The 19967-nt window shown below is 37.2% G+C and carries 20 protein-coding genes, 4 tRNA genes and 1 riboswitch (1 of these 25 only partly in view); of the genes, 11 read left to right on the top strand and 13 right to left on the bottom strand.

The features are described 5' to 3' along the window. Positions 1 to 25: 25 nt before the first annotated feature. The 6 genes from IGL28_RS04695 to IGL28_RS04670 all read left to right on the top strand — a co-directional run bounded on the left by IGL28_RS04695 (position 26) and on the right by IGL28_RS04670 (position 6007). Complete coding sequence (locus IGL28_RS04695) at positions 26 to 745, top strand: GntR family transcriptional regulator (RefSeq protein ID WP_010719615.1); 720 nt, start codon at positions 26 to 28, stop codon at positions 743 to 745. A 157-nt stretch (positions 746 to 902) separates the two neighbouring features. After that, a complete protein-coding gene (locus tag IGL28_RS04690) occupies positions 903 to 1877 on the top strand; it encodes a VOC family protein (RefSeq protein ID WP_438843901.1) in 975 nt (324 codons plus the stop codon). A gap of 63 nt (positions 1878 to 1940) precedes the next feature. Next, positions 1941 to 2549 (top strand): alpha/beta hydrolase, encoded by a 609-nt coding sequence (locus tag IGL28_RS04685; RefSeq protein ID WP_438843900.1) that lies wholly within the window; start codon positions 1941 to 1943, stop codon positions 2547 to 2549. Between the two features lie 457 nt (positions 2550 to 3006). After that, entirely contained in the window at positions 3007 to 4365 is a 1359-nt protein-coding gene (locus IGL28_RS04680) for an adhesive domain-containing protein (protein ID WP_081115063.1), read from the top strand. Between the two features lie 21 nt (positions 4366 to 4386). After that, a complete protein-coding gene (locus IGL28_RS04675) occupies positions 4387 to 4995 on the top strand; it encodes a WxL domain-containing protein (RefSeq protein WP_081128749.1) in 609 nt (202 codons plus the stop codon). Between the two features lie 16 nt (positions 4996 to 5011). Then, positions 5012 to 6007, top strand: a complete 996-nt coding sequence (locus tag IGL28_RS04670; RefSeq protein ID WP_010737307.1) for a DUF916 and DUF3324 domain-containing protein — start codon at positions 5012 to 5014, stop codon at positions 6005 to 6007. A gap of 155 nt (positions 6008 to 6162) precedes the next feature. Here the strand turns inward: IGL28_RS04670 and IGL28_RS04665 are convergent, their stop codons facing one another. The 6 genes from IGL28_RS04665 to srlA form a co-directional block, all read right to left on the bottom strand. Next, positions 6163 to 6525, bottom strand: a complete 363-nt coding sequence (locus IGL28_RS04665; RefSeq protein WP_081128751.1) for a PTS glucitol/sorbitol transporter subunit IIA — start codon at positions 6523 to 6525, stop codon at positions 6163 to 6165. Positions 6526 to 6540: 15 nt separating this feature from the next. Then, the gene (locus IGL28_RS04660) at positions 6541 to 7788 is read right to left on the bottom strand and encodes an NAD(P)H-dependent oxidoreductase (protein WP_034867482.1); all 1248 of its coding nucleotides are present in this window, start codon (positions 7786 to 7788) and stop codon (positions 6541 to 6543) included. Positions 7789 to 7828: 40 nt separating this feature from the next. After that, positions 7829 to 8824, bottom strand: a complete 996-nt coding sequence (locus IGL28_RS04655; protein ID WP_081128753.1) for a 2-hydroxyacid dehydrogenase — start codon at positions 8822 to 8824, stop codon at positions 7829 to 7831. After that, the gene (locus IGL28_RS04650; protein WP_438843973.1) at positions 8821 to 9774 is read right to left on the bottom strand and encodes a zinc-dependent alcohol dehydrogenase; all 954 of its coding nucleotides are present in this window, start codon (positions 9772 to 9774) and stop codon (positions 8821 to 8823) included. The genes IGL28_RS04655 and IGL28_RS04650 overlap by 4 nt, the downstream gene beginning before the upstream one ends. A 135-nt stretch (positions 9775 to 9909) precedes the next feature. Next, positions 9910 to 10947 carry a PTS glucitol/sorbitol transporter subunit IIB gene (srlE, locus tag IGL28_RS04645; RefSeq protein ID WP_010737302.1) on the bottom strand — a complete coding sequence of 346 codons (1038 nt, stop codon included), beginning with the start codon at positions 10945 to 10947 and terminating at the stop codon, positions 9910 to 9912. Positions 10948 to 10971: 24 nt separating this feature from the next. Further along, positions 10972 to 11505 carry a PTS glucitol/sorbitol transporter subunit IIC gene (gene srlA, locus IGL28_RS04640; protein WP_010737301.1) on the bottom strand — a complete coding sequence of 178 codons (534 nt, stop codon included), beginning with the start codon at positions 11503 to 11505 and terminating at the stop codon, positions 10972 to 10974. Between the two features lie 246 nt (positions 11506 to 11751). Here srlA and IGL28_RS04635 point away from each other — a divergent pair, with 246 nt between their 5' ends. From IGL28_RS04635 to tenA, 5 genes are all read left to right on the top strand, one after another. Further along, a complete protein-coding gene (locus IGL28_RS04635; protein ID WP_081128757.1) occupies positions 11752 to 12699 on the top strand; it encodes a sugar-binding transcriptional regulator in 948 nt (315 codons plus the stop codon). 113 nt (positions 12700 to 12812) lie between these two features. Further along, positions 12813 to 12911: riboswitch (TPP riboswitch) on the top strand. A 75-nt stretch (positions 12912 to 12986) separates the two neighbouring features. Beyond that, positions 12987 to 13790, top strand: coding sequence for a bifunctional hydroxymethylpyrimidine kinase/phosphomethylpyrimidine kinase (gene thiD / locus IGL28_RS04630; protein WP_053766473.1), 804 nt, complete (start codon positions 12987 to 12989; stop codon positions 13788 to 13790). A gap of 4 nt (positions 13791 to 13794) precedes the next feature. Further along, entirely contained in the window at positions 13795 to 14616 is an 822-nt protein-coding gene (thiM, locus tag IGL28_RS04625; RefSeq protein WP_081204226.1) for a hydroxyethylthiazole kinase, read from the top strand. After that, positions 14609 to 15238, top strand: coding sequence for a thiamine phosphate synthase (gene thiE / locus IGL28_RS04620; protein ID WP_425354060.1), 630 nt, complete (start codon positions 14609 to 14611; stop codon positions 15236 to 15238). The genes thiM and thiE overlap by 8 nt, the downstream gene beginning before the upstream one ends. Positions 15239 to 15242: 4 nt before the next feature. After that, complete coding sequence (tenA, locus tag IGL28_RS04615) at positions 15243 to 15926, top strand: thiaminase II (protein WP_081128763.1); 684 nt, start codon at positions 15243 to 15245, stop codon at positions 15924 to 15926. Between the two features lie 419 nt (positions 15927 to 16345). Here tenA and yqeK read toward each other — a convergent pair whose 3' ends face one another. The 7 genes from yqeK to IGL28_RS04580 all read right to left on the bottom strand — a co-directional run. Further along, positions 16346 to 16939: a bis(5'-nucleosyl)-tetraphosphatase (symmetrical) YqeK gene (gene yqeK, locus IGL28_RS04610; protein ID WP_081128765.1), complete on the bottom strand. Its 594-nt coding sequence runs from the start codon at positions 16937 to 16939 to the stop codon at positions 16346 to 16348. A gap of 818 nt (positions 16940 to 17757) precedes the next feature. After that, positions 17758 to 18813: an acyltransferase family protein gene (locus IGL28_RS04605; protein WP_368014295.1), complete on the bottom strand. Its 1056-nt coding sequence runs from the start codon at positions 18811 to 18813 to the stop codon at positions 17758 to 17760. A gap of 387 nt (positions 18814 to 19200) precedes the next feature. Then, on the bottom strand, positions 19201 to 19323 hold the full coding sequence (locus IGL28_RS04600; protein WP_275112614.1) for a hypothetical protein: 123 nt from the start codon (positions 19321 to 19323) through the stop codon (positions 19201 to 19203). 252 nt (positions 19324 to 19575) lie between these two features. Next, positions 19576 to 19660, bottom strand: a tRNA-Leu gene (locus tag IGL28_RS04595). A gap of 9 nt (positions 19661 to 19669) precedes the next feature. Beyond that, a tRNA-Gln gene (locus tag IGL28_RS04590) sits at positions 19670 to 19741 on the bottom strand. A gap of 9 nt (positions 19742 to 19750) precedes the next feature. Then, positions 19751 to 19823 (bottom strand) — tRNA-His (locus IGL28_RS04585). Between the two features lie 61 nt (positions 19824 to 19884). Continuing rightward, positions 19885 to 19967 (bottom strand) — tRNA-Leu (locus IGL28_RS04580) (it continues 2 nt past the right edge of the window).

The raw sequence follows: 19967 nt of genomic DNA, 5'->3' as shown, positions 1-19967 counted from the left end.
TTATACTCAATACGAGGTGAATAACGTGCCAAAATATGAAGAAATCGCAAATGTTTTAAGGGAAAGAATCCGTTCAAAAGAATATCCACCAAACAGCTTTTTGCCTAATCAGATCACTTTAGTCGAAGAATTTGGCGCAAGTCGAATGACCATCAAAAAAGCCATCAATATTCTGGCTATGGAAGGATTAGTTTATTCGCAAAGAGGGGCTGGAACCAAAATTTTAGATCATCCTTTTATCGAGAAAGATACCTCCCCTGCCAATGAGTATGAGGGACTCAGTCATCAAATGAAGCGTCGTCATCGTTCACTGACGAGTCAAATCATTCAATTTGATGTCGAGTTTCCGAACCCATTTATTCAAGAAAAATTAATGATTGGTGCCGAACAACCTGTTTATAATATTCACCGTTTACGAATTTTAGACAACGAACCTTATATTTTGGAACATACATTTATGCCTGTACATTTAGTTCCAGGGCTAAAAAAAGAACATCTGCTTTCTTCTATCTATGATTACTTGCACCAAGATCTAAATCTTCATTTTGCAGGCGCCTATCGAGCAATTTCAGCAGATAAAAGTACGCACTTTGATCAGGAATACTTGAATTGTTCGGAAATAGATCCTGTTTTGGATGTGCAACAAGTCGTTTATCTAAAAGATGGTCAGCCCATCGAATATTCATCTAGTAGAAATCGGTTTGATGTCCGCAACTATTCCTTACTTGATGTCCGTTCAAACTAAAAAAATCCGTTTCAAAAATAGGAAACTATTGTGAAACGGATTTTTTGGTGTTTACAAAAGAGCAGAGTCAAACAGAATAATTGCCAGAAACGTTCCCACTCACTATACTGTAACTAACACAATACTTACTTTTTGTAAGTTCAAAGGAGGAACTCCCATGGATACTCAAATCAAAGGCATCCACCATGTTACCGCTATGACTTCAAGTCCCACTAAAATTTATCGTTTTTTTACGGATATTTTAGGAATGCGCTTAGTAAAAAAAACGATCAACCAAGATGATATCGAAACGTATCACCTTTATTTTACAGATGAATACGGCTCCCCTGGAACTGACATGACTTTTTTCGCTTTTCCTAATCAACCTCAAGGAAGTAAAGGAACGGATACGATTTCTAGAGTGTCTTTTCGAGTACCAACTGATGAAGCATTGACTTATTGGTTCAAACGCTTTGAAGAAAAGAATGTTCTTCACTCTGCGATCAAGGAACGTTTTTCAAAAAAATATCTGGAGTTTGAAGACTTTGACCATCAATTCTATCAATTGATTTCTGATGAAAACAATACAGGTGTTGCTGGTGGTACTCCTTGGAAGAACAGCAATATTCCATCAGAATATGCAATTACAGGCTTGGGACCAGTTTTTGTCCGAGTGAGTCAAATGGAACCATTACAGTTACTATTAGAACAGACTTTAGAGTTTAAACTTACTGATCAAACAGCAGCTTTTTCGCTCTTTGAAGTCGGTCAAGGCGGTAATGGAGCAAGCATCATTGTTGAACAGCGAGCAGATTTACCAAAAGCAATCGAAGGATTCGGCAATATCCATCACCTTGCCTTGCGTGTCGCTGATGAAGAAGCCTTACGTCACTGGATCCATGTGATCAATCAGATAAACGTACCAAGTTCAGGGTTTGTGGATCGCTTCTACTTCCAATCAGAATACTTCTTAGCTGCCACCCACGTTCTCTTTGAATTAGCAACAGATGGACCTGGTTTTTTTGGCGATGAATCTGCAGATACAGCTGGCGAAAAACTATCACTCCCACCACAACTCGAAAGTAAAAGAGAAGAAATCGAAGCGTACATTCGTCCCTTCGATACTCAGGATGCCAACCAACAACGAGAATGATCTTCTTTCTATCCAGACAGTCGATTCCAAGAAGCATATCTTTCAAGAAAAAGAGGTCAAATCATGGAATATTTTTTTCAAGCGGGAAAACAAACAAGTAGAAATTTACTCCTTCTTCATGGTACAGGTGGCGATGAATATTCTTTACTTGAAACCGCCCAGTTCCTTGAACCGGATGCTACGATTCTTTCTTTTCGTGGTTCAATCAAAGAAGACGGAATGAATCGCTTCTTTCGACGGAATGGGTTGAATCAATTCGATTACCAGAGTTTAGCAGAAGAAACAGCGCTTCTGTATCATAAAATCTCAGCAGTTAGCCAAAAAGAAAACATCTCGTTACATGACTGGGTGATCGTAGGCTATTCCAATGGAGCGAATATCGCTGCTCACTTGCTATTATCAAGAAATACTGAGCTGCGAAAAGGAATCCTTTTTCATCCAATGTCTTTAAACGTCAATTATCCAGCAAAAGTAATGACTGATACTCATATCTGGCTTTCTTACAGCAAGACCGATCCAATCGTCTCCTCTATAGCGATTACGAATCTGATCAAAGATTTTGAAATGCAAAAAGCTGACCTCACATTACAAGAAACATTTACTGGTCATCAATTAACAAAGGCTGAATTAATTGCCGCGAAAAGTTGGCTTTCTTCGCTTTCGGTTAACTAATATTGGACGAAGGTTGTGATGCATCGGATTATTTTTCAAAGTCTCTTTTTCAAAGACTCTATAATGAGGTACGCTCCAAAAGTTGTACGTGAAAACGACAATTTTTAGGGCGTATTTTTTTGTTTCGACCATTACGCACGAAACAGAAAAATGAATGTAAGTGCTAGATCCAACTATCCATTTTTCTCAAATCCTCTCTTTTAATTTTCATTTTGGAAAATCCTTCTTGGCTCCCCCTCATTTTAAACGCATCATATTAAAGATAAATAGAAACATTCCTCATTTGAAAAAACTGTAGAATATGGATTTCTATTATAAAAATTAGAAAAAAATGAGTTTTTGATTAGCTAGATTTCCGAAAAATTGCTATAGTTTAATTAATCAGAGTTGCAATCATTTTAGCGTTCGCCATTTTTTTGTCGAGTTAATATGGTTCACTCATTAGGGAGGGGGCACGATGCTTCACAAAAAAAGAAAACAGATTCAACAAGTAATCTTTCTGTTATTGACACTTCTGTCAGTGCTTGCACAAACAAATGTTGTTCAAGCAGTTTCGTTAAATTTATTTGGTACGACTACCGCAACTAATAACAGTCAAACCAGTCCAAATGCGCCTTTTTTAAACCGAGTAAATGTCCCTGTCACTTTTCTCATTGAAGGAAAAAATGGCATCAGCGCTGGGGTTATCACAACTGGCGATAAATATGCCATTTTAGAAGCACCGACTGAAATGGTCGGGTATATCCAACCTAATGGGAATGCGACTGTTCAAACTACTGTTACTGTGCCACTTAGTCAGTCCCCTTTACAATTGATTTTGCCGACCATAACCTCTGTGATTTCGTTGATCGTCAACTCACCTTTAGTTTCCACACAAAATAAAACAGCGGTTAATCAGGCATTGTCAGAATTACGTTCGGAAACTTTTGGTGCCCAGAATCTTACTCTAGCTATCGTCCCACGGTCGAGCACTCAGTATGGCGTAGCGATTAGTCAAGGGCTATTACCCATCCTGACAACGACATTAAAAAATCGGATTCAAAATTTATTAACGATCGTCCAAGCTTTACCGCTGATTGGGACTGTTTTAGGAACATTATTGTCCCCCTTTGTCACAGCTTTGTCTCAATTTATTACGAGTTTAAATTCACCAACTTCTGATAATAGTAAAAATTTGGTTGCTGCTTCGATTTTAGGTAATACGAGTGTTTCGCTACCATTTCTTTTATCTTCGCCCAAATTGACCCAAGATCTAACAGCTAATTTTAAGGGCGGTTTTATTCAAACAGATCAGTCGACGATTCAGTTAGGACCTACTACTGGTACAACACCTGTTTATTTTTCAGCTGGAGCACTCACTTGGCAGACCACAAGCTTGCCGACTCACTTGAACTTTGGTCAGCACTTGATTCAGACCCAACAGGATGAGCACTTAGTAGCCACCAATAACAATCAAGTAACTACCGGATCGATTTCGATTACTGATACACGGACAGTTGTAAAAAATTGGCAAATAAAAGTCCAACAACTTAGTCCTTGGCAAAACGGAACCAATCAATTAACGTCCCAATTACAAATCTCAACAGCAGATTTAACAACTACCTTTCCTATCACTGGGATCACAAGTACTGCTAATCAAATGGTCCCTCTATCTATAGGCACGCAACAAACATTACTCAAATTAAATGGTGTAACTGATCCTGGTCAAGTCCAATTAGCAATCAATCAGTTCTCATTAGCGGTTCCCAAAGAAAGTCTGAAAACAAAGGGAACCTACCAAACAATGGTGGAATGGCTCTTATCGGATACACCGTAATTTATTTAGGAGGAAGAAGAAATGAAAAAGAAAACGTTATCTTTTTTTGTCTTGGGGGTCAGCTTGTTTTCAAGTTCTCTCGTTTTTGCTGATTCACAAACCCAAGGAGAAGTGGCCTATGTGGAAGGCGCACTTGAATTTGACTATGCTGGCGGTATACCAACTAATTTAGACTTTGGGGATCATCCCTTGCAAACTGCAGCTGCTGAAAACTGGATTGCTACTGCTACAGGTGAACAAACCGGCTCTACACCTACTACTGGAACCGTAGCTGTTCGAGACAACCGAGGAAATCCGGCAGCTACATGGACAGTCAAGTTATCTCAAACTGACCAGTTCAAAACAGCGGATGATGTTGAGCTATCAGGTGCACAGCTCAATTTATCTTTTGGCGGACTTACAAATAATTTAGGGTTAGCCCCTACCAGTGCCTATGAAAACGATGAATTAGCGATCCAAGTATTCAATCAAGATGCTACGATTTTAGATGCAACCGCAGGTCAAAACTCGGGTGATACTGCACTAGCGATCAATCAATTCAGCTTATCTGTTCCAGCGAATACAAATAAAGTAGCCGAACAATATACTACTATATTAAATTGGACTTTCTCATTCAGTCCAACCAACTAAGAAAGGAGGAATGATCGTGAAAAAGTGGTTTTGGATACTACCCTTCTTCTTTCTACTGATGGGAAATCTTAACATCTACGGCGAATCCTTACAAAGTTTTGATGCACAAATACAAGTCAATGAATCAACACCATCAACAAACGACAATTATTTTGATCTACAACTAAAACCTGGACAGGAATCGACTTTGAATGTCTTAGTCACGAATCTAAAAGAAACTGAGATCACGATCATTCCGTCCTTTAATCGTGCAAAGACCAATCAACTAGGCGTTGTTGAATATTCTGGTAGAAATCAAGATCGTCCTAATAATTTGCCCATTGATATCGAGAAAATTGTTTCTGTTGATAAGCAAAAGTTTACTCTTGCGGGACATGAACAAAAAAAGATTCCTTTAACCATCAAAATGCCAGAAAAAGATTTTGATGGAGTAATTGCGGGTGGGCTCTATCTCCAAGAAGAACCAAAAAAAGATATACAAGGAAATATCCAACATGTCTTTTCTCGGGAGATTGCTGTCTTACTTAAAACACAACTAAACAAAATCCAACCGAACTTAGAACTAAAAAAAGCAGCACCTACCCAAATCAACCAGAGAAATGCCATCAAAGCAACTTTGGAAAATACTAATGCTGCTTATCTATCTAGTGCTCGTATACACTATGAGATCAAAAAAGAACAACAACAAACCCCAGTACTAACTGGGACTCAACCCATTTCGTTCGCCCCTAACAGCGGCACGGACTATTTGATTTTTTTAGAAGGAAAAGAATTCGAACCAGGAACCTATCAGCTAATGACGAATGTCAAAAACAAGGAAATCAATTGGCAGCAAAAGATAAATTTTACTATTTCGCAAAAAACAGCTGCAACTTATAATGAACAAAATATATCTACTACAAAGGATGAGCCGCAAAACAATTGGCTCCTTTGGCTAGCTGGAGGTATTATTTTCGCTCTCGTCCTCATTATTGTCTTTTTACTGTATATTGTAAAAAAGAAAAAACGATAACTGTTATCAAACAAAAACTAACTCTACCTAAATTTTCACGAGGCAGAGTTAGTTTTTTTCTTCTGATCTAGCTGTTATTGATATACTATCAAACACATTAGTTCTTTACTACGATCAGGAACAATCCCAGCCGTTCCTCAACAACTAGCGACTACTTATTGTGATTCTCCAAATCGAATGGTATCTCCAATCGCAAACTCTGGAAAGATTTGAGGCTCTACAACGATTGCTCCTGGCAAGACTTCGTTTTCTCCTGTGCGGAAATAAATGGAGATATGACCGAGGGTTTCAAAGTTATGATTGGCTTCACTGCCAACTTCTTTGATTTCATATTCTTGGTTGCCGATGGTCAGTATTTCCCCTGTTTTGATGACATTTTTAGCCGTTTCATGATTGTCATGGACCACACAGATGTCTTTTAATTCAGGTGGTACCTGTTGTCCGAAAAGAATCATTAAGTACTCTGCCGCAAATTCTTCCACTAAAGAACCAACCTCAACAATCTTTGTTGTGTGCATGGTTTTCTCCTCCTTCTATGATAACGTCGTATCTTGTAAATGACGTAACTGCCAAACAGTGGTACTGGCATCTAGTTCAACGTCATCTTCAGTTAAGAAAGAACCCGCCCGTATAAAACGTTTTGCTACTACTTCTCCAGAGATCAGTCCAATCGGGATATGTCCCTCTCGCTTCATTTCTTCGTGGGTCTCAAGTACTCCTCGGACACAAAAACCACCGATTCCATCTAAATGATCCCCAGGTTGAATATCTTTTTTCGCTACCGCAACGGTTTCTGAAATTGGAGCGCCTAATGGAACAATGGCATGATCTTGTTGTAAGACAGCTTTTGCAATCGTAATTGGTGTTTCTAAGCTTGCTAAATGATACGGGCGATATAAGATATGATGATCCCGTTCCCCTTTCTTCATCAAGTAATTCATTTCTTCAGCTACTTCGCTATTTTGCCCCTTAACGATAACAAAGACGCCTGGCGCTAAACCATCCACATATTCCACTACACCAAATTGAGATAAGACCCCACCATTTTCCTTTAAATCTAACGAAGTAATGACAGAATCTAGATCCCCTTTCAAACCATGCATACCTACCTTGTCAGGGATATAGCCAATCGCATTTGATAAAAGATTCATTTCAGCCATTGTTTTTGTTCCATCTTGGAAAGCAGCTAGCATGTGAGGAGCCATTTGTTTTTTCTGAGCTTCTTTTTCAGCAGTTGCCGGATTTGCGGAAATATTCAATTGATTATTCTTCCCTTTTCCCGCAACTAAGACTTCCATCCCCATAGACGAAGCAAATTCAAATAATTCGGTGGTTGCTGCAGGTTCATCGCCATCTGATCCTGTATAGATCAACCCTGCTGAATCATAGAGTTTATGCATCAAAGGTCCAATAGTGATATCGATTTCAACATTTAATAAGACAAGATGTTTTTTTGCTAATAACGCTTCAAGCGCAATTTTTGCTCCTGCTTCAGGTACACCAGTAGCATCTACGATTACTTCATTCCAATCAGAGTGAATAATTTCTTTAGCATCTGTTGAAATAAGGACATCATTTTTAACTTTTGCCGAAGCTAGATACGCTTCTTTCGCTTTTTGTGCATAATCAAGGGACAAGTCACTGATCCCTGTTACGATCATCCCTGGAATTGACGCTATTTGTGCAATCATTCCCCTGCCCATTTGTCCTGCACCAATTACACCCACTTTGATTGGATTTCCTGTTTTTTCTCTTAATTGTAATTCACCATATAAAGTCATCTTATGTATTTCCTCCACTCATTCAATTTTTTATGTTTTTTTATAAATATTCTCTAAAGATTCGGTTCACTAATATTTTAGGCGAATTGGCAAAATTACCAATTGTCGAGCCCGCAATATGAGGGGTGATCGTGAGATTATCTAATGTTAGATAAGGATGGTCTGCGGTTAATGGTTCCTGTTCAAAAACATCCACTGCCGCTCCCGTAATCTCTTTGTTTCTTAATGCTTGAATCAAATCTTGTTCATTGACTAATCCAGCACGGGCACTATTGATGAAAACAGCAGAAGGTTTCATTTTCTTGAAATGCGACTCATTGATCATATGTTTTGTTTGAGGAGTCAATCGATAATGCATCGAAAAGATATCTGCTTTTTCCACCAGTTCCTCTAAGCTAACTTGAGTATCAGGGGACGTACCATCAAAATAATCATCAAAGAAAAGAATGTTACATCCAAAAGGTCGCAACAAATGAGCAACTCGTTGGCCAATTTCGCCATAACCAATTAACCCAATCGTTGACTCTTTTAATTCAGGTGCTAATAGCCCATTAGGATAGTACTTTTGCCACTGATGCTCTCTTAATTTTTGATTTCCTCGTGCGATATTTCGAATTTCTGTCAAAATCAAACCAACAGTAAATTCCGACACACTAGTCTTACTTCTGCCAGGAGTATTATAAACAGCAATTCCTTTTTCTTCGGCATAGCTAACAGCGACATTTTCTGTACCTGCTCGCAGTACGCCAACTAATTCCAAATTTTCCGCCCGTTCGATCACTTTTTTACCAATCGGTGCAAATTGAGTAATGATCCACTGATACTCTTCAATATTTTCTAAGAGATACTCTGGTAATTCGACTGCATCACACCCTTGTTTTTCAACCTTGATATTATCTTTTTGCAGACTATCTAAATCAGAATGTCGCCATTCTTTGATGTCTACAGAAATTCCTTTTGTGGCTAAATCTTTCAAGCCTTCTTCCATCATTTCTCGATCAATAAATAAATCTGCGATTGCTAAACATTTGATCATTCTTTATTCCCCTCCTCATTTAATACAACTGATACCCGATAGCTTCCTGGGGTACTAGCGATCTCGAATGCTTTTTGGATATCCATTAATGGAACTTTGGTTTCGATCAATTTTGATACATCCACTCGTCCTTCATTCAGGAGTGTAGCTGCGTCATAAAAATCTTCTAATGTGGAAGCATACGTACCGATCACTTCGAGACGCATATAATGAATCATATTTGGCTGGATAGCCATTTCAGGCGCAGGATAACCCGCAGCATAAATCGAGATTTTCCCATCTTTTTCTTTCACCATCTCAAGGGATTGATTCATCGCCAAAGTTGATCCAACTGCGACAATAACGCTGTCAGCCCCTTTTCCATTTGTGAGTTCTTTGACTTTTTGAACTGGATCGGTTTGACTTGCATCAATCGGTTCAAATCCTAATTCTTTGATCAGAGCTAACTTTTTAGGCATGACCTCAGAAATGATGACCCTTGCGCCCATTGCTCGTGCTGTTAATCCATTAAGAAGTCCCATTGTTCCTCCACCGATGACCACGATCGTTTCTTTTCCAGGCACTATTCGTAATTTTTTCATATTTTGAACGACGGAGGATAAGGGTTCAACAAAAGCAGCTTCTGAGGCAGATAAAGTTGGTCTCATCTTTACGAAGCTTTTGGCTTTACGAACAAAATAATTCGCAAATCCAAAAATCCCATAAAACTCTTTTGAATAATTCTTTCCAAATTGCCGTTTGTTTTCACAATTCGTAATTTCACCAAATTTACACTCATCACAGTAACCACAATAATCATAAAGTACACTGACACGATCGCCGATCTGGTAGGTATCGCCGACAGCTTTGCCTTTTGCTACGACAATTCCTGAACATTCATGTCCGCCAGCCATAGGATAGCCTTGATGTTCTCTAAGTCCTAACCATTGTTGATAGTCAGTTGTACAAATGTTACAAGCTTCTTATTTTACTAACAATTCATCTTCTGCCAATTCAGGCATCGGTATTTCCTTGATCTTTGCATTCTTCTTCTCAGCTAAATAGCCAAACGTTATGTTTTTAGGTTGCATTTTTTCACTCCTATTCTATAATCCAATTGAAAAAGCATACGCAATGATAACTGCGATCGGACCAGTTAAAATTCGCGAAAACAACACAGCTGGCACACCATTAGAAATCGTTTCTGGTTTTGCTTCTCCCAAAGTCATTCCTACGGGTGCAAAATCACAGCCAACTTGTGAATTGATAGCAAACAGTGCTGGTAGAGCGTAATGTGGCGGGATTGTACCATTGGCGATCTCTGTTCCGATCAATAAACCAATCACCGAAGCAATCACCGCCCCTGGTGCTAATAAAGGAGATAAAAACGGCAAACTAGTAATAGCACCTAATAGAACTAAGCCAAGTAAGCTACCGCCTAAAGGTGACAAAAACTTCGCAATAATATCCCCAATTCCTGTATAGTTGATAATACCAATCAAAGTTGCAACAAAAGCCATAAATGGAATAATATTTGTTAGCACGGTATCGATCGTTTCACGCCCTGCTTGATACATGATATTGATAAAGCTCCCCGCACCACGTCCGATGGTATCGATCAAGCCAAAAATCCCACCTTTTTTATTGCTATGATTTTTCTTTTCAGTGGTTTCTTTTGTTATTTCTGTAGTTGTTTCCGGTTTATTTGTGTTGATATTTGATGTTTTTTCATTCTTATCTTCTTTATTATGTACTTGTGCAGCTTCGCTTTCACTAATAATTTCTATGTTTGTAATCGTTGTTCCTGAAACAAAAATATCTTCTGTCATAAATTTCGCCAACGGCCCAGAAGGCGCTTGCAATTTTACGTTGATTGTCGGGATCTTCATTCTTGGATACGTTCCACAGCGTGCTGTTCCGCCACAATCAATGACTGCACACAAGGTTTCTTCTTTTTCCACTGGATTTTTAAATGCATCAACCGCTGTTACCCCAGCTAATTCCGCAATCTTTTCAGCGACGGGATGAATACCACCACCGGTTACACTGATAACGTACTTCTTACGTTCATCATTTAACGGAATGGTTAATGGTCCTCCCCAGCCTCCATTTCCTTTATGGATAATTAGTTTTTTCGCTTCCATCTCTACCTCCATTCTCAGTTTCGTCTATGCCTCTGTTGTTTTTTTTGCTTCTCTTTGTGTTAAGAAACGAGCAATTTTTTCTGTAATGATTCCTCGTACTAAGATAATCATAAAAGCTGCCAATAAATACCTTAGACCTAATTCACTTTGATTTCCCACTTTACCAAAGCCAGCTGCTACACCAAGATAAACAAATAGTTCAGCTGAATTTGCATGAGGAAATAATCCCACGATGGGATGAAGCATTGACACCGTTGCATCATAGTAAGCTGCCTTGTGCTCTTCTTTTAAAAATCGTCCAAATGTATAACACATTGGATTTGTTAAAAAGAAACACGCTAAAAACGGAATCAATGTATAACGTAATAACGTGAATTTCGTACATCGTTGCATGAATCCAAATACTCTTTTTTCTCCGATAATTTTTATTAGAGCGTTTACAAAAAGAATCAAAGAAATCAACAGCGGAACGATCGTCGTTAAAAATCCAACAAAAGTATCTGCTCCAGCTTGAAACATTCCCATAAAGCCATCTGACAACTTCACCAGAAAATTCAAATCCCATTCCTCCTTTTAAGATCAAATTGCGCGCTTTTATCAAAAGACAATCCATTTGTCATATGATACCACACCAAGAATATATCATTTGACAAAATTAATGTCAATTGATTTTTTCGAAAAAATAAAGTACACTAAAAATGGAAATGTTTTTTATTAAATGTATGACAGTTATGATTACCCGATCGACTTGATCTATTTAAGTGAAGTGAATAACTGGAGTGAAACGATCAATTGGAGGAAAAAATGAGTAAATCTGAAGAAAGAAACATGGTGAAAGTAGCAACTTTATATTATAAAGAAGGTCTGACACAAGCACAGATTGCTAAGAAAATGGGAGTCTCTCGTTCACTCATTTCTAAATGGTTAATTGATGCTCGAAAAGCAGGTTTCATTGAATTTTTTATTAATAGTGAAAATATCTATGCCATTGAATTAGAAACCGAACTAGAGAAAAAATTTGCCTTATCTTTTGTTAAAGTGGTGGACACAACGAATCTATCTTATCCAGAAATCGAGAAAATGGTTGGACAAATTGCATCAATTTCTTTAAAAGATAAGATTGCAGCTGCGAAAACAATCGGGATTTCATGGGGAAAGTCAATCAAAAGCTTAGTTACTCAATTTCCATTTGAGAATTATCCTGATACAACATTCATTCCATTAATCGGCGGCATGGGATATGATCATTTTGATATCCACTCCAATCAACTTTGCCATGAATTTGCTCGAAAGACACGTGGTTCTTCAAAATATCTTTACACTCCAGCACTGGTTTCTAATGAGATAATTCGTCAAGAATTTGAAGGTAATATCTACATTGATAAAATTCTCTCTGAAGCCAAAAAAGTCGAATTAGCACTTGTCGGTATCTCCTCCCCTGATCATTTCAACACGATGGAAGAAATCGGGTATACTAATAAAAAAGAAATGGCACAATTAAGAGGGATTGGTGCAGTTGGGGACATCAACTCCCGTTTTTATGATAAAGATGGTCAAGAAGTAAATCATCCAATCAATAAGCATGTGGTTGGCCTAAGTCTTGAAGAGCTTAAAGCGATTCCTGAAACCATCGCTATTGCTTATGATGATGCGAAATGGCAAGGAATCTATTATGCTTGTAAAAATCAACTGATTGACTCCATCATTACTACCGACACCATTGCGGATCACTTGATTCATATGGATATTTAGCAATGACAAAAACGGAAGTTACGTAAGAGCAGTTCCGCTTCTCACCTGTTTCCTTTATCTGCTCTTGAATCTCCTAACTATTTCCGCTATGATTAAAAAGTAATAAAATATGATTTTGTTTGCAGGGGGACGCTGTTGCGTTGAGAAGGTAAAACCTGACCCTTTGAACCTGTTTGGTTGATACCAGCGTAGGGAGCAAATGTCCTTTTTGTTGATGCGAAATCAAAACAAACAAGACATTCTTCTTTCTAGGGGAATGTCTTTTTCTATTTTAAGGAGGATTACAGATGAAAAAAGTGCTTAGTATTGCAGGATCAGATTGTAGTGGTGGCGCGGGTATACAAGCCGATTTAAAGACTTTTTCTGCTCATCGAGTGTATGGAATGTCGGTTATCACCTCAGTCGTAGCTGAAAATACGGTTCGTGTATTGACCTACCAAGATATTTCCCCTCAAATCATCAAAGATCAAATGGATGCGGTTTTTGAAGACATTTTTCCCGATGCCGTAAAAATTGGGATGCTTTCTAGCCAAGAAACAATGCTTGCAGTGACTGAAAGTTTAAAAAAATGGCAACCACAAAATATTGTTTTAGACCCAGTGATGTACGCTAAAAACGGCAATGCGTTGATGGAGCCAACTGCGATTGATACACTGATTCAGACGGTTCTTCCCTTAGCTAACTTGATTACACCTAATATCCCAGAAGCAGAAAAAATTGCTCAATGTACGATCTCATCAATAGCAGATATGGAACAAGTCGGACGAACCATCTACGAAAATAGTGGAACAGCTGTTTTAATCAAAGGTGGGCATAAATCTGGCGAAGCTACCGATGTGCTCTTTGATGGAAATAAATTCTATCATTTTACTGCAGAACGAATCGAAACCAAAAATACTCATGGGACAGGGTGTACGTTATCTTCTGCTATTGCTTCTGAATTAGCTCTAGGAAAATCTTTAGAGCAGGCTGTCTGTGAAGCAAAGAAATACGTTACACTTGCAATCCAACATTCGTTGGCGATCGGTCAAGGACATGGTCCTACGAATCATTTCTACTCGCTTTACCAAAATACCGTTGAAGAGGAGTAATTTTATGTCATCATTCAAAACGATTATCCAACAGATTCGTGCATGCAATCCGTTGGTTCACCATCTAACGAACTATGTAACAGTCAATGATTGTGCCAATATTACTTTAGCTATTGGTGGTTCTCCGATAATGGCTGATGCGATTCAAGAAGTAGCAGAAATAACAGCTAAAACGGATGCACTCGTTCTCAATATAGGAACCTTGAATGAACAAACCGTCGATTCGATGATTCTTGCTGGCAAAGAAGCGAACAAGCATGGAATTCCGGTCATATTCGATCCAGTCGGTGTGGGTATTTCTCAATTTCGTATGGATGTGACTAAAAAGTTATTAAACAGTATCCATTTTACAGTCATTCGTGGAAATTATTCAGAAATCCTTTGTCTAGCAGGTATTCAAACTTCAGCTAAAGGAGTAGACACTTCGCTTGTGAATCAAAAAAAAGAAACTGAAGTCATCAATATTGCACGAACACTAGCTTCTTCTTTTCACTGTATCATCGTCATAACCGGCGCAATCGATATCGTTTCAGATGGTGTTCGAACGATGCAGGTAAAAAATGGTTGTGCTGCAATGCGCCATGTTACTGGTACTGGTTGTATGTTAGATTCTCTAATTGCTACTTTTTGTGGTGGTTATTCCGATGATTTTTTTGAAGCAGCCGTAAGTAGCGTGATTGCAATGGGAGTTGCTGGTGAATTAGCTTTTGAAAAGGCAAAAACCAAAGGAACAGGTAGTTTACGCACCCATTTAATAGATGAAATAAGTAAACTAACGGATCAAACCTTATCAGAACGAGGTGACTATATTGCATTCGATGATTGATTACCGGCTCTACCTAGTAACAGATCCACTCTTGTTCACTACCAATACACTGCTAGAAGCTGTCTCACAAGCACTTGAAGGAGGCGTTACTGCTGTTCAACTCCGAGAAAAACAGTTAGATTCTAGAAAGTTTTACGAAGAAGCCATACAGATAAAACGATTAACCAAAAGATATAACGTTCCCTTGATCATCAATGACCGCCTTGATATTGCTCTGGCATGTGATGCAGACGGTCTCCATATAGGTCAAAATGACTTACCCTTAACTATAGCTCGTAAGCATCTTGGACCAGATAAACTAATCGGTGTTTCAGTACAAACGGTTGAAGAAGCCATCGAAGCAGAAAAAAATGGTGCGGATTATCTAGGAGTCGGTGCAATGTTTCCTACAGATACCAAACCAGATGCAATACATGTCACAACTGAAGAATTAGAAAAAATCTGTGCGCAAATCTCGCTTCCAATCATTGTGATCGGTGGAATCAATCAGCAAACAATCCCAGCTTTTCACTCACTTCCCATTCAAGGTTTTGCTGTCGTATCTGCTATTTTGTCAAAAAAAGATATCAAAAAAGCCAGTCAGGAACTTTTAGGATTGATTGATCAGACGATTGGGAGGTAAATCAATGTCATTTTCAAAAAATTTAAAAATCGAAGCTTATGACAGCTGGGAAAAAGGATTTAATCATCCATTTATTCAAGAATTAGGAAAAGGTATTCTTGCTAAAAAGACATTTCAATTTTATTTACTACAAGATTACTTGTATTTATTTGAATATGCTAAAGTATTCGCATTAGCTGCCACCAAATCAGACAATGAACATCAATTATTTCATTTTGTTGAAGCACAATACAGTATTCTAGCAACAGAACTTGACTTACATCGCCAATATATGTTGGATTATGCTATTGAAAAAGAAGAATTTAGAACTGTACAACCTTCTTTTTACAATCGCTCTTATACAACAAATATGCTAGCGATTGGCCATAGTGGAGGTGTCGCTGAAATCATCGCAGCTATCCTTCCCTGTGCTTGGACCTATTACGATTATGCGAGTCGTTTAAAAAAACGATATCAATCGAGTTTAGAAAAGAACCCCTATCGCTCCTGGATTGATTTATATGCAGATCCTGATTTTGAAAAATCATTTGAGTGGATGTTTGACCTGTTGGATGAATTAGTCGAAATGAAAAGTGCGAAGGAACAACAAAAAATAAAACAAATTTTTATATCAAGTTTGGAATTTGAGTATCTTTTTTGGGAAATGTCTTATCATGAAGAAATGAATCTGATTCCATTATCAGAATAAATTGTATAGTGATCTCAGTAGACAACTTCTTCTGCTTTCGTTTAAAGCAGATCTAGTAAAACATGTTAAGTCTAGGACACTCACCTTTTAATCTCTATACCAGACGAACACTCAACCATTGTAGGGCGGATAGAGTATTCTATCGGTCCTGATTTTTTTATAAAAAACTACCACACTACCGCTAAGATGAAGTTATTCAACCCATCAATCTGAAAGAACTTATTTGATCACGCCAAACTACTAAGTAAAATTGTGTATGTCTTTTACTGCTTTGAGAATAACCGTTTGTCTAGTCCTCATCGGTGATTGCACTCATTCGACATAAAAAATAGTAATCTCTCTATAAAATTAACTGACGAAAATATAATCATAAAAAAGCACAAATTCTTTATTGAACCAAATAGAATTTTCTCATAAACTCACATTCCTAAGTCACACATTGCGTCTTTTAACCAAGGATGTAAAACGAAAATATCCGTTAAAGCCCATTCAATATAGGTTTTACACCCTTGATCTAAAGAGATGTCTAAAGCTTTGTTCAATTGTTTTAAATAAGGAGCACTATGGTCTCTATCCCATTTAATCTTATCTGCAATGAAAACAACTTTATCTAAACTAGAAGCATTTTTTTTAAGCGTTGTATGACATTCAATAGCTGATAATATTTCTCTATCCTTGATATTGAATAGTTCTTTTGCTATACATACTGATTGTTTTTGGTGGAGAATCATAGGTAGTTTCTCTTCTTCTTTTAGAACTTTCTCCCCTAAACTCTTTTGTAGTTCTATCCTTTCATCATTAGGAATGACTACGCTAATATCATGTAACAAACCAGCAAGATAGGCTTTATCTTTTGGTACGTTAAATTTTTCTGCAAGTTCTTTCGCCTTGTTGGCTACTTCATACAAGTGAAAGACGGTTTTATCTTTCCCATAATAATTCAAAAATTCTCTGACTTGTATTTCAATATTTTTAGAACTAAAGGGCATCTTATACTCAATAATGTTCTTCATTTTAACTCACCTTCCAATGAATACCTTTACATTATTATATATTAATAAGGTCAAAAATAAAGTTCGACAATCATTCCATCCTCTGATAGTTTTGCTCCTTTAAGCTTTCACCTATCAGCTCAGATGATTTTAGGAAAAAAGCTAAAAGAAAAATGAAGATAGACTGATTTGCAGTATGAAAAATTGATATTTGCTCCTTTTTAGCTTTTCGATTCCCCTGGATCAGGGTACAACGAGTAAAATCATCAAATCAATCTAAGTGCGTTTTGATTTCTTACTGTCTGACTTATTCCTATCAGATAACAAACCATAAGTGGCATAAGCAGGAATTACTATAGCTAAGAACATTTTAACGAGAAACTTAAAAACTTTCATATGATTCACCATCCTTTATATGTTACTCGTACTTTATCATACTACCTATTAATAACCCAGCTATCACAGGTGATCGTTTATCCTTAGAGACTAACTACTTCTTACTTCTCCCTCATTATTTCATACCATAGTTTATGGTTTTCGAAATTTTTATCATTTCAAACGACGAATCATTATCTGTCCTGGTAATACTATTTTAACCAAATAAAAAGAACAGAAAGAAATTTTCTTCTTTCTGTCCAAATGATTCTAAGAATTTTCTTTACCAACATCATTTGACAAAGAGACCAAAAATGTAAGATTCATTAGTGGTTCTATGATACCCGAAGGCTGGGGTTTAGCTAGAACCCTGATTATTTTAATTAGATGATTACCCATCTCGTATTTTCTTAGTTCAGTTTAACTAGATGATTTATTTCAAAACAAGATTGCTGACTTAAATCCTAATTCAGCATAATCAAACAAATATGCTGCATCAATTCATCTAACATTTTAATTTTGTAAAAAATTGATATTTGTTTCACAATTTTATTGTAAAATAAAACAATACTTATTGGAACAAACACCCCTAACATCAAGCGGAATAATCCATTTATAGGTGTTATTTCGCCATGCCTCATATTAAAGATTTGAATAGGTATCATATGAAACAAGAATATATTCTTACTATAGGAATTTAAATTTTCAAAACTTTTGATTTTACTTTTAGAAATAACCAACAGTCCATACAAACTAAAAATAAAAGGGATTGTGAAATACATAAAATTCTTATCGATTCCTTGATTATAAAATGTGATTATCCCTTCGACTCCTCCTAAAAAACACGCAGCGACTAGTCCATATATGAATAACTTTCGATGCTTTTCTAAATTATGTACATTATCAGCCAAAACAAATCCTATGGAAATAAAGAGTGGACTAAAGAATAACCCATTTCTTGTAGTAAAAAAAATATTAAAGTATTTTTCCATAACTGATATGACCATTGGATTTGATATAAATAAGGAATACGTTTCAAGGGAACCAACAGAAAAAAATAAAAAGCAAATCAGAAAAATCCATTTATATCTAAATCTTTGAAACATATATTTAACTATAGCTAATGAACTTATCAAAGCAGGAAAATACCATAAGTGATAGAAGCTTCCAGTATATAGGAAACTAACTACCAATGCCAATAATATTGACCATAAATTCCACTGAATATCAACTGTATCTTGTAACAGTTGAACACCAAACGGAATGTACAGCAAAAACACTATAGTATATAGACGTACTATTCTTCTTAGCCACATCTTCGAATAGCCTTCCCTCTTACTATTTATCCGAAAGAAATATGCATTATTTACAAAAAAGAATGGAACAGCAATACGACAAACCATACTTTTTAGAAAAAAATGCACTATCAGGTGACTAGTAATGGTCCCACAATGAATAACAACAACACAAATCGTCGCAATAAACTGAGCAATAAATAGTTTTTGATTCTTATTATCCATAATCCCTCCAACAAGCAAATTTGACTTTAATAGGCTAGAAATAAAAATAGAATATGTACCAAAAAAAATTTGGAGATAATTAACTCTAACATCTATATTTTCTCTTTCCTCTTTAATTTCTTAAATCCACAATACTATATTAATTATAGTATTGATTAATGTAAAAAACATTAGACTAAAGTCCAATTCATTTAATTCATAATTGTATAGAGTGGGAGCAATTTTAAACTATTAAGGTATTCAAAAAAACAATAGATAGATCCCTGTTTTTTTTAATTAGATGATTACCATTATTGTATTTTCTTTACTCAATTTGATTAGATGAATCATTTCAAACACAGATGAGTGGGTAAAAACGACTTTCACTATACCTAGAAGCCAGAAGAATCATAGGCTATCTAACGTTTGAATCCCTGTAGAACCCTCACCCATGATAATGACCATTTTCTGCTCTTTGCAGTAGCGATAGCAACTCATAAAAATCATCAGATAGAAAAACGTTTTCTTCATCTTCATTACCTCTATTCATTTTAGCTTCTTATACGGCAGTAGGTACGGTTCTTTTCATGATGTGGAATGATTTTCTGTATAGAGAGTAGGACAATAGTCCGCTTCAAAAAGAAAATGGCTCTATAACAAAAAAATCTGAGACAGAATGAGGTTCATTCTGACCCAGATTTGTTTTTACACCACTCATCAGTTCTTATTGACAAAGAGCCAAAGAAAACCCCTAATGTAAGACACATTAGGAGTTCATTATGATACCGGCGGCCGGGGTCGAACCGGCACGCCCTTAACGGGCACTGGATTTTGAGTCCAGCGCGTCTGCCAATTCCGCCACGCCGGCGTAAAAAAACTGGGGTAGCTGGATTCGAACCAACGCATGAGGGAGTCAAAGTCCCTTGCCTTACCGCTTGGCTATACCCCAATAAGAAAGGGCGAATGATGGGAATCGAACCCACGAATGCCGGAGCCACAATCCGGTGCGTTAACCACTTCGCCACATTCGCCATTATAAACAATGTTATTTTATTTCTCAATAAAAAACTAAGATGAGCACATCTTAGTCAATACCGGCGGCCGGGGTCGAACCGGCACGCCCTCAACGGGCACTGGATTTTGAGTCCAGCGCGTCTGCCAATTCCGCCACGCCG

Origin of the sequence: Enterococcus sp. AZ077, assembly GCF_051714965.1 — a bacterium.
Classification (GTDB): Bacteria; Bacillota; Bacilli; order Lactobacillales; family Enterococcaceae; genus Enterococcus_B; species Enterococcus_B hirae.
The sequence above is the reverse complement of the archived record's forward strand: the minus strand, read 5'-3'. Positions and strand labels throughout refer to the sequence as shown.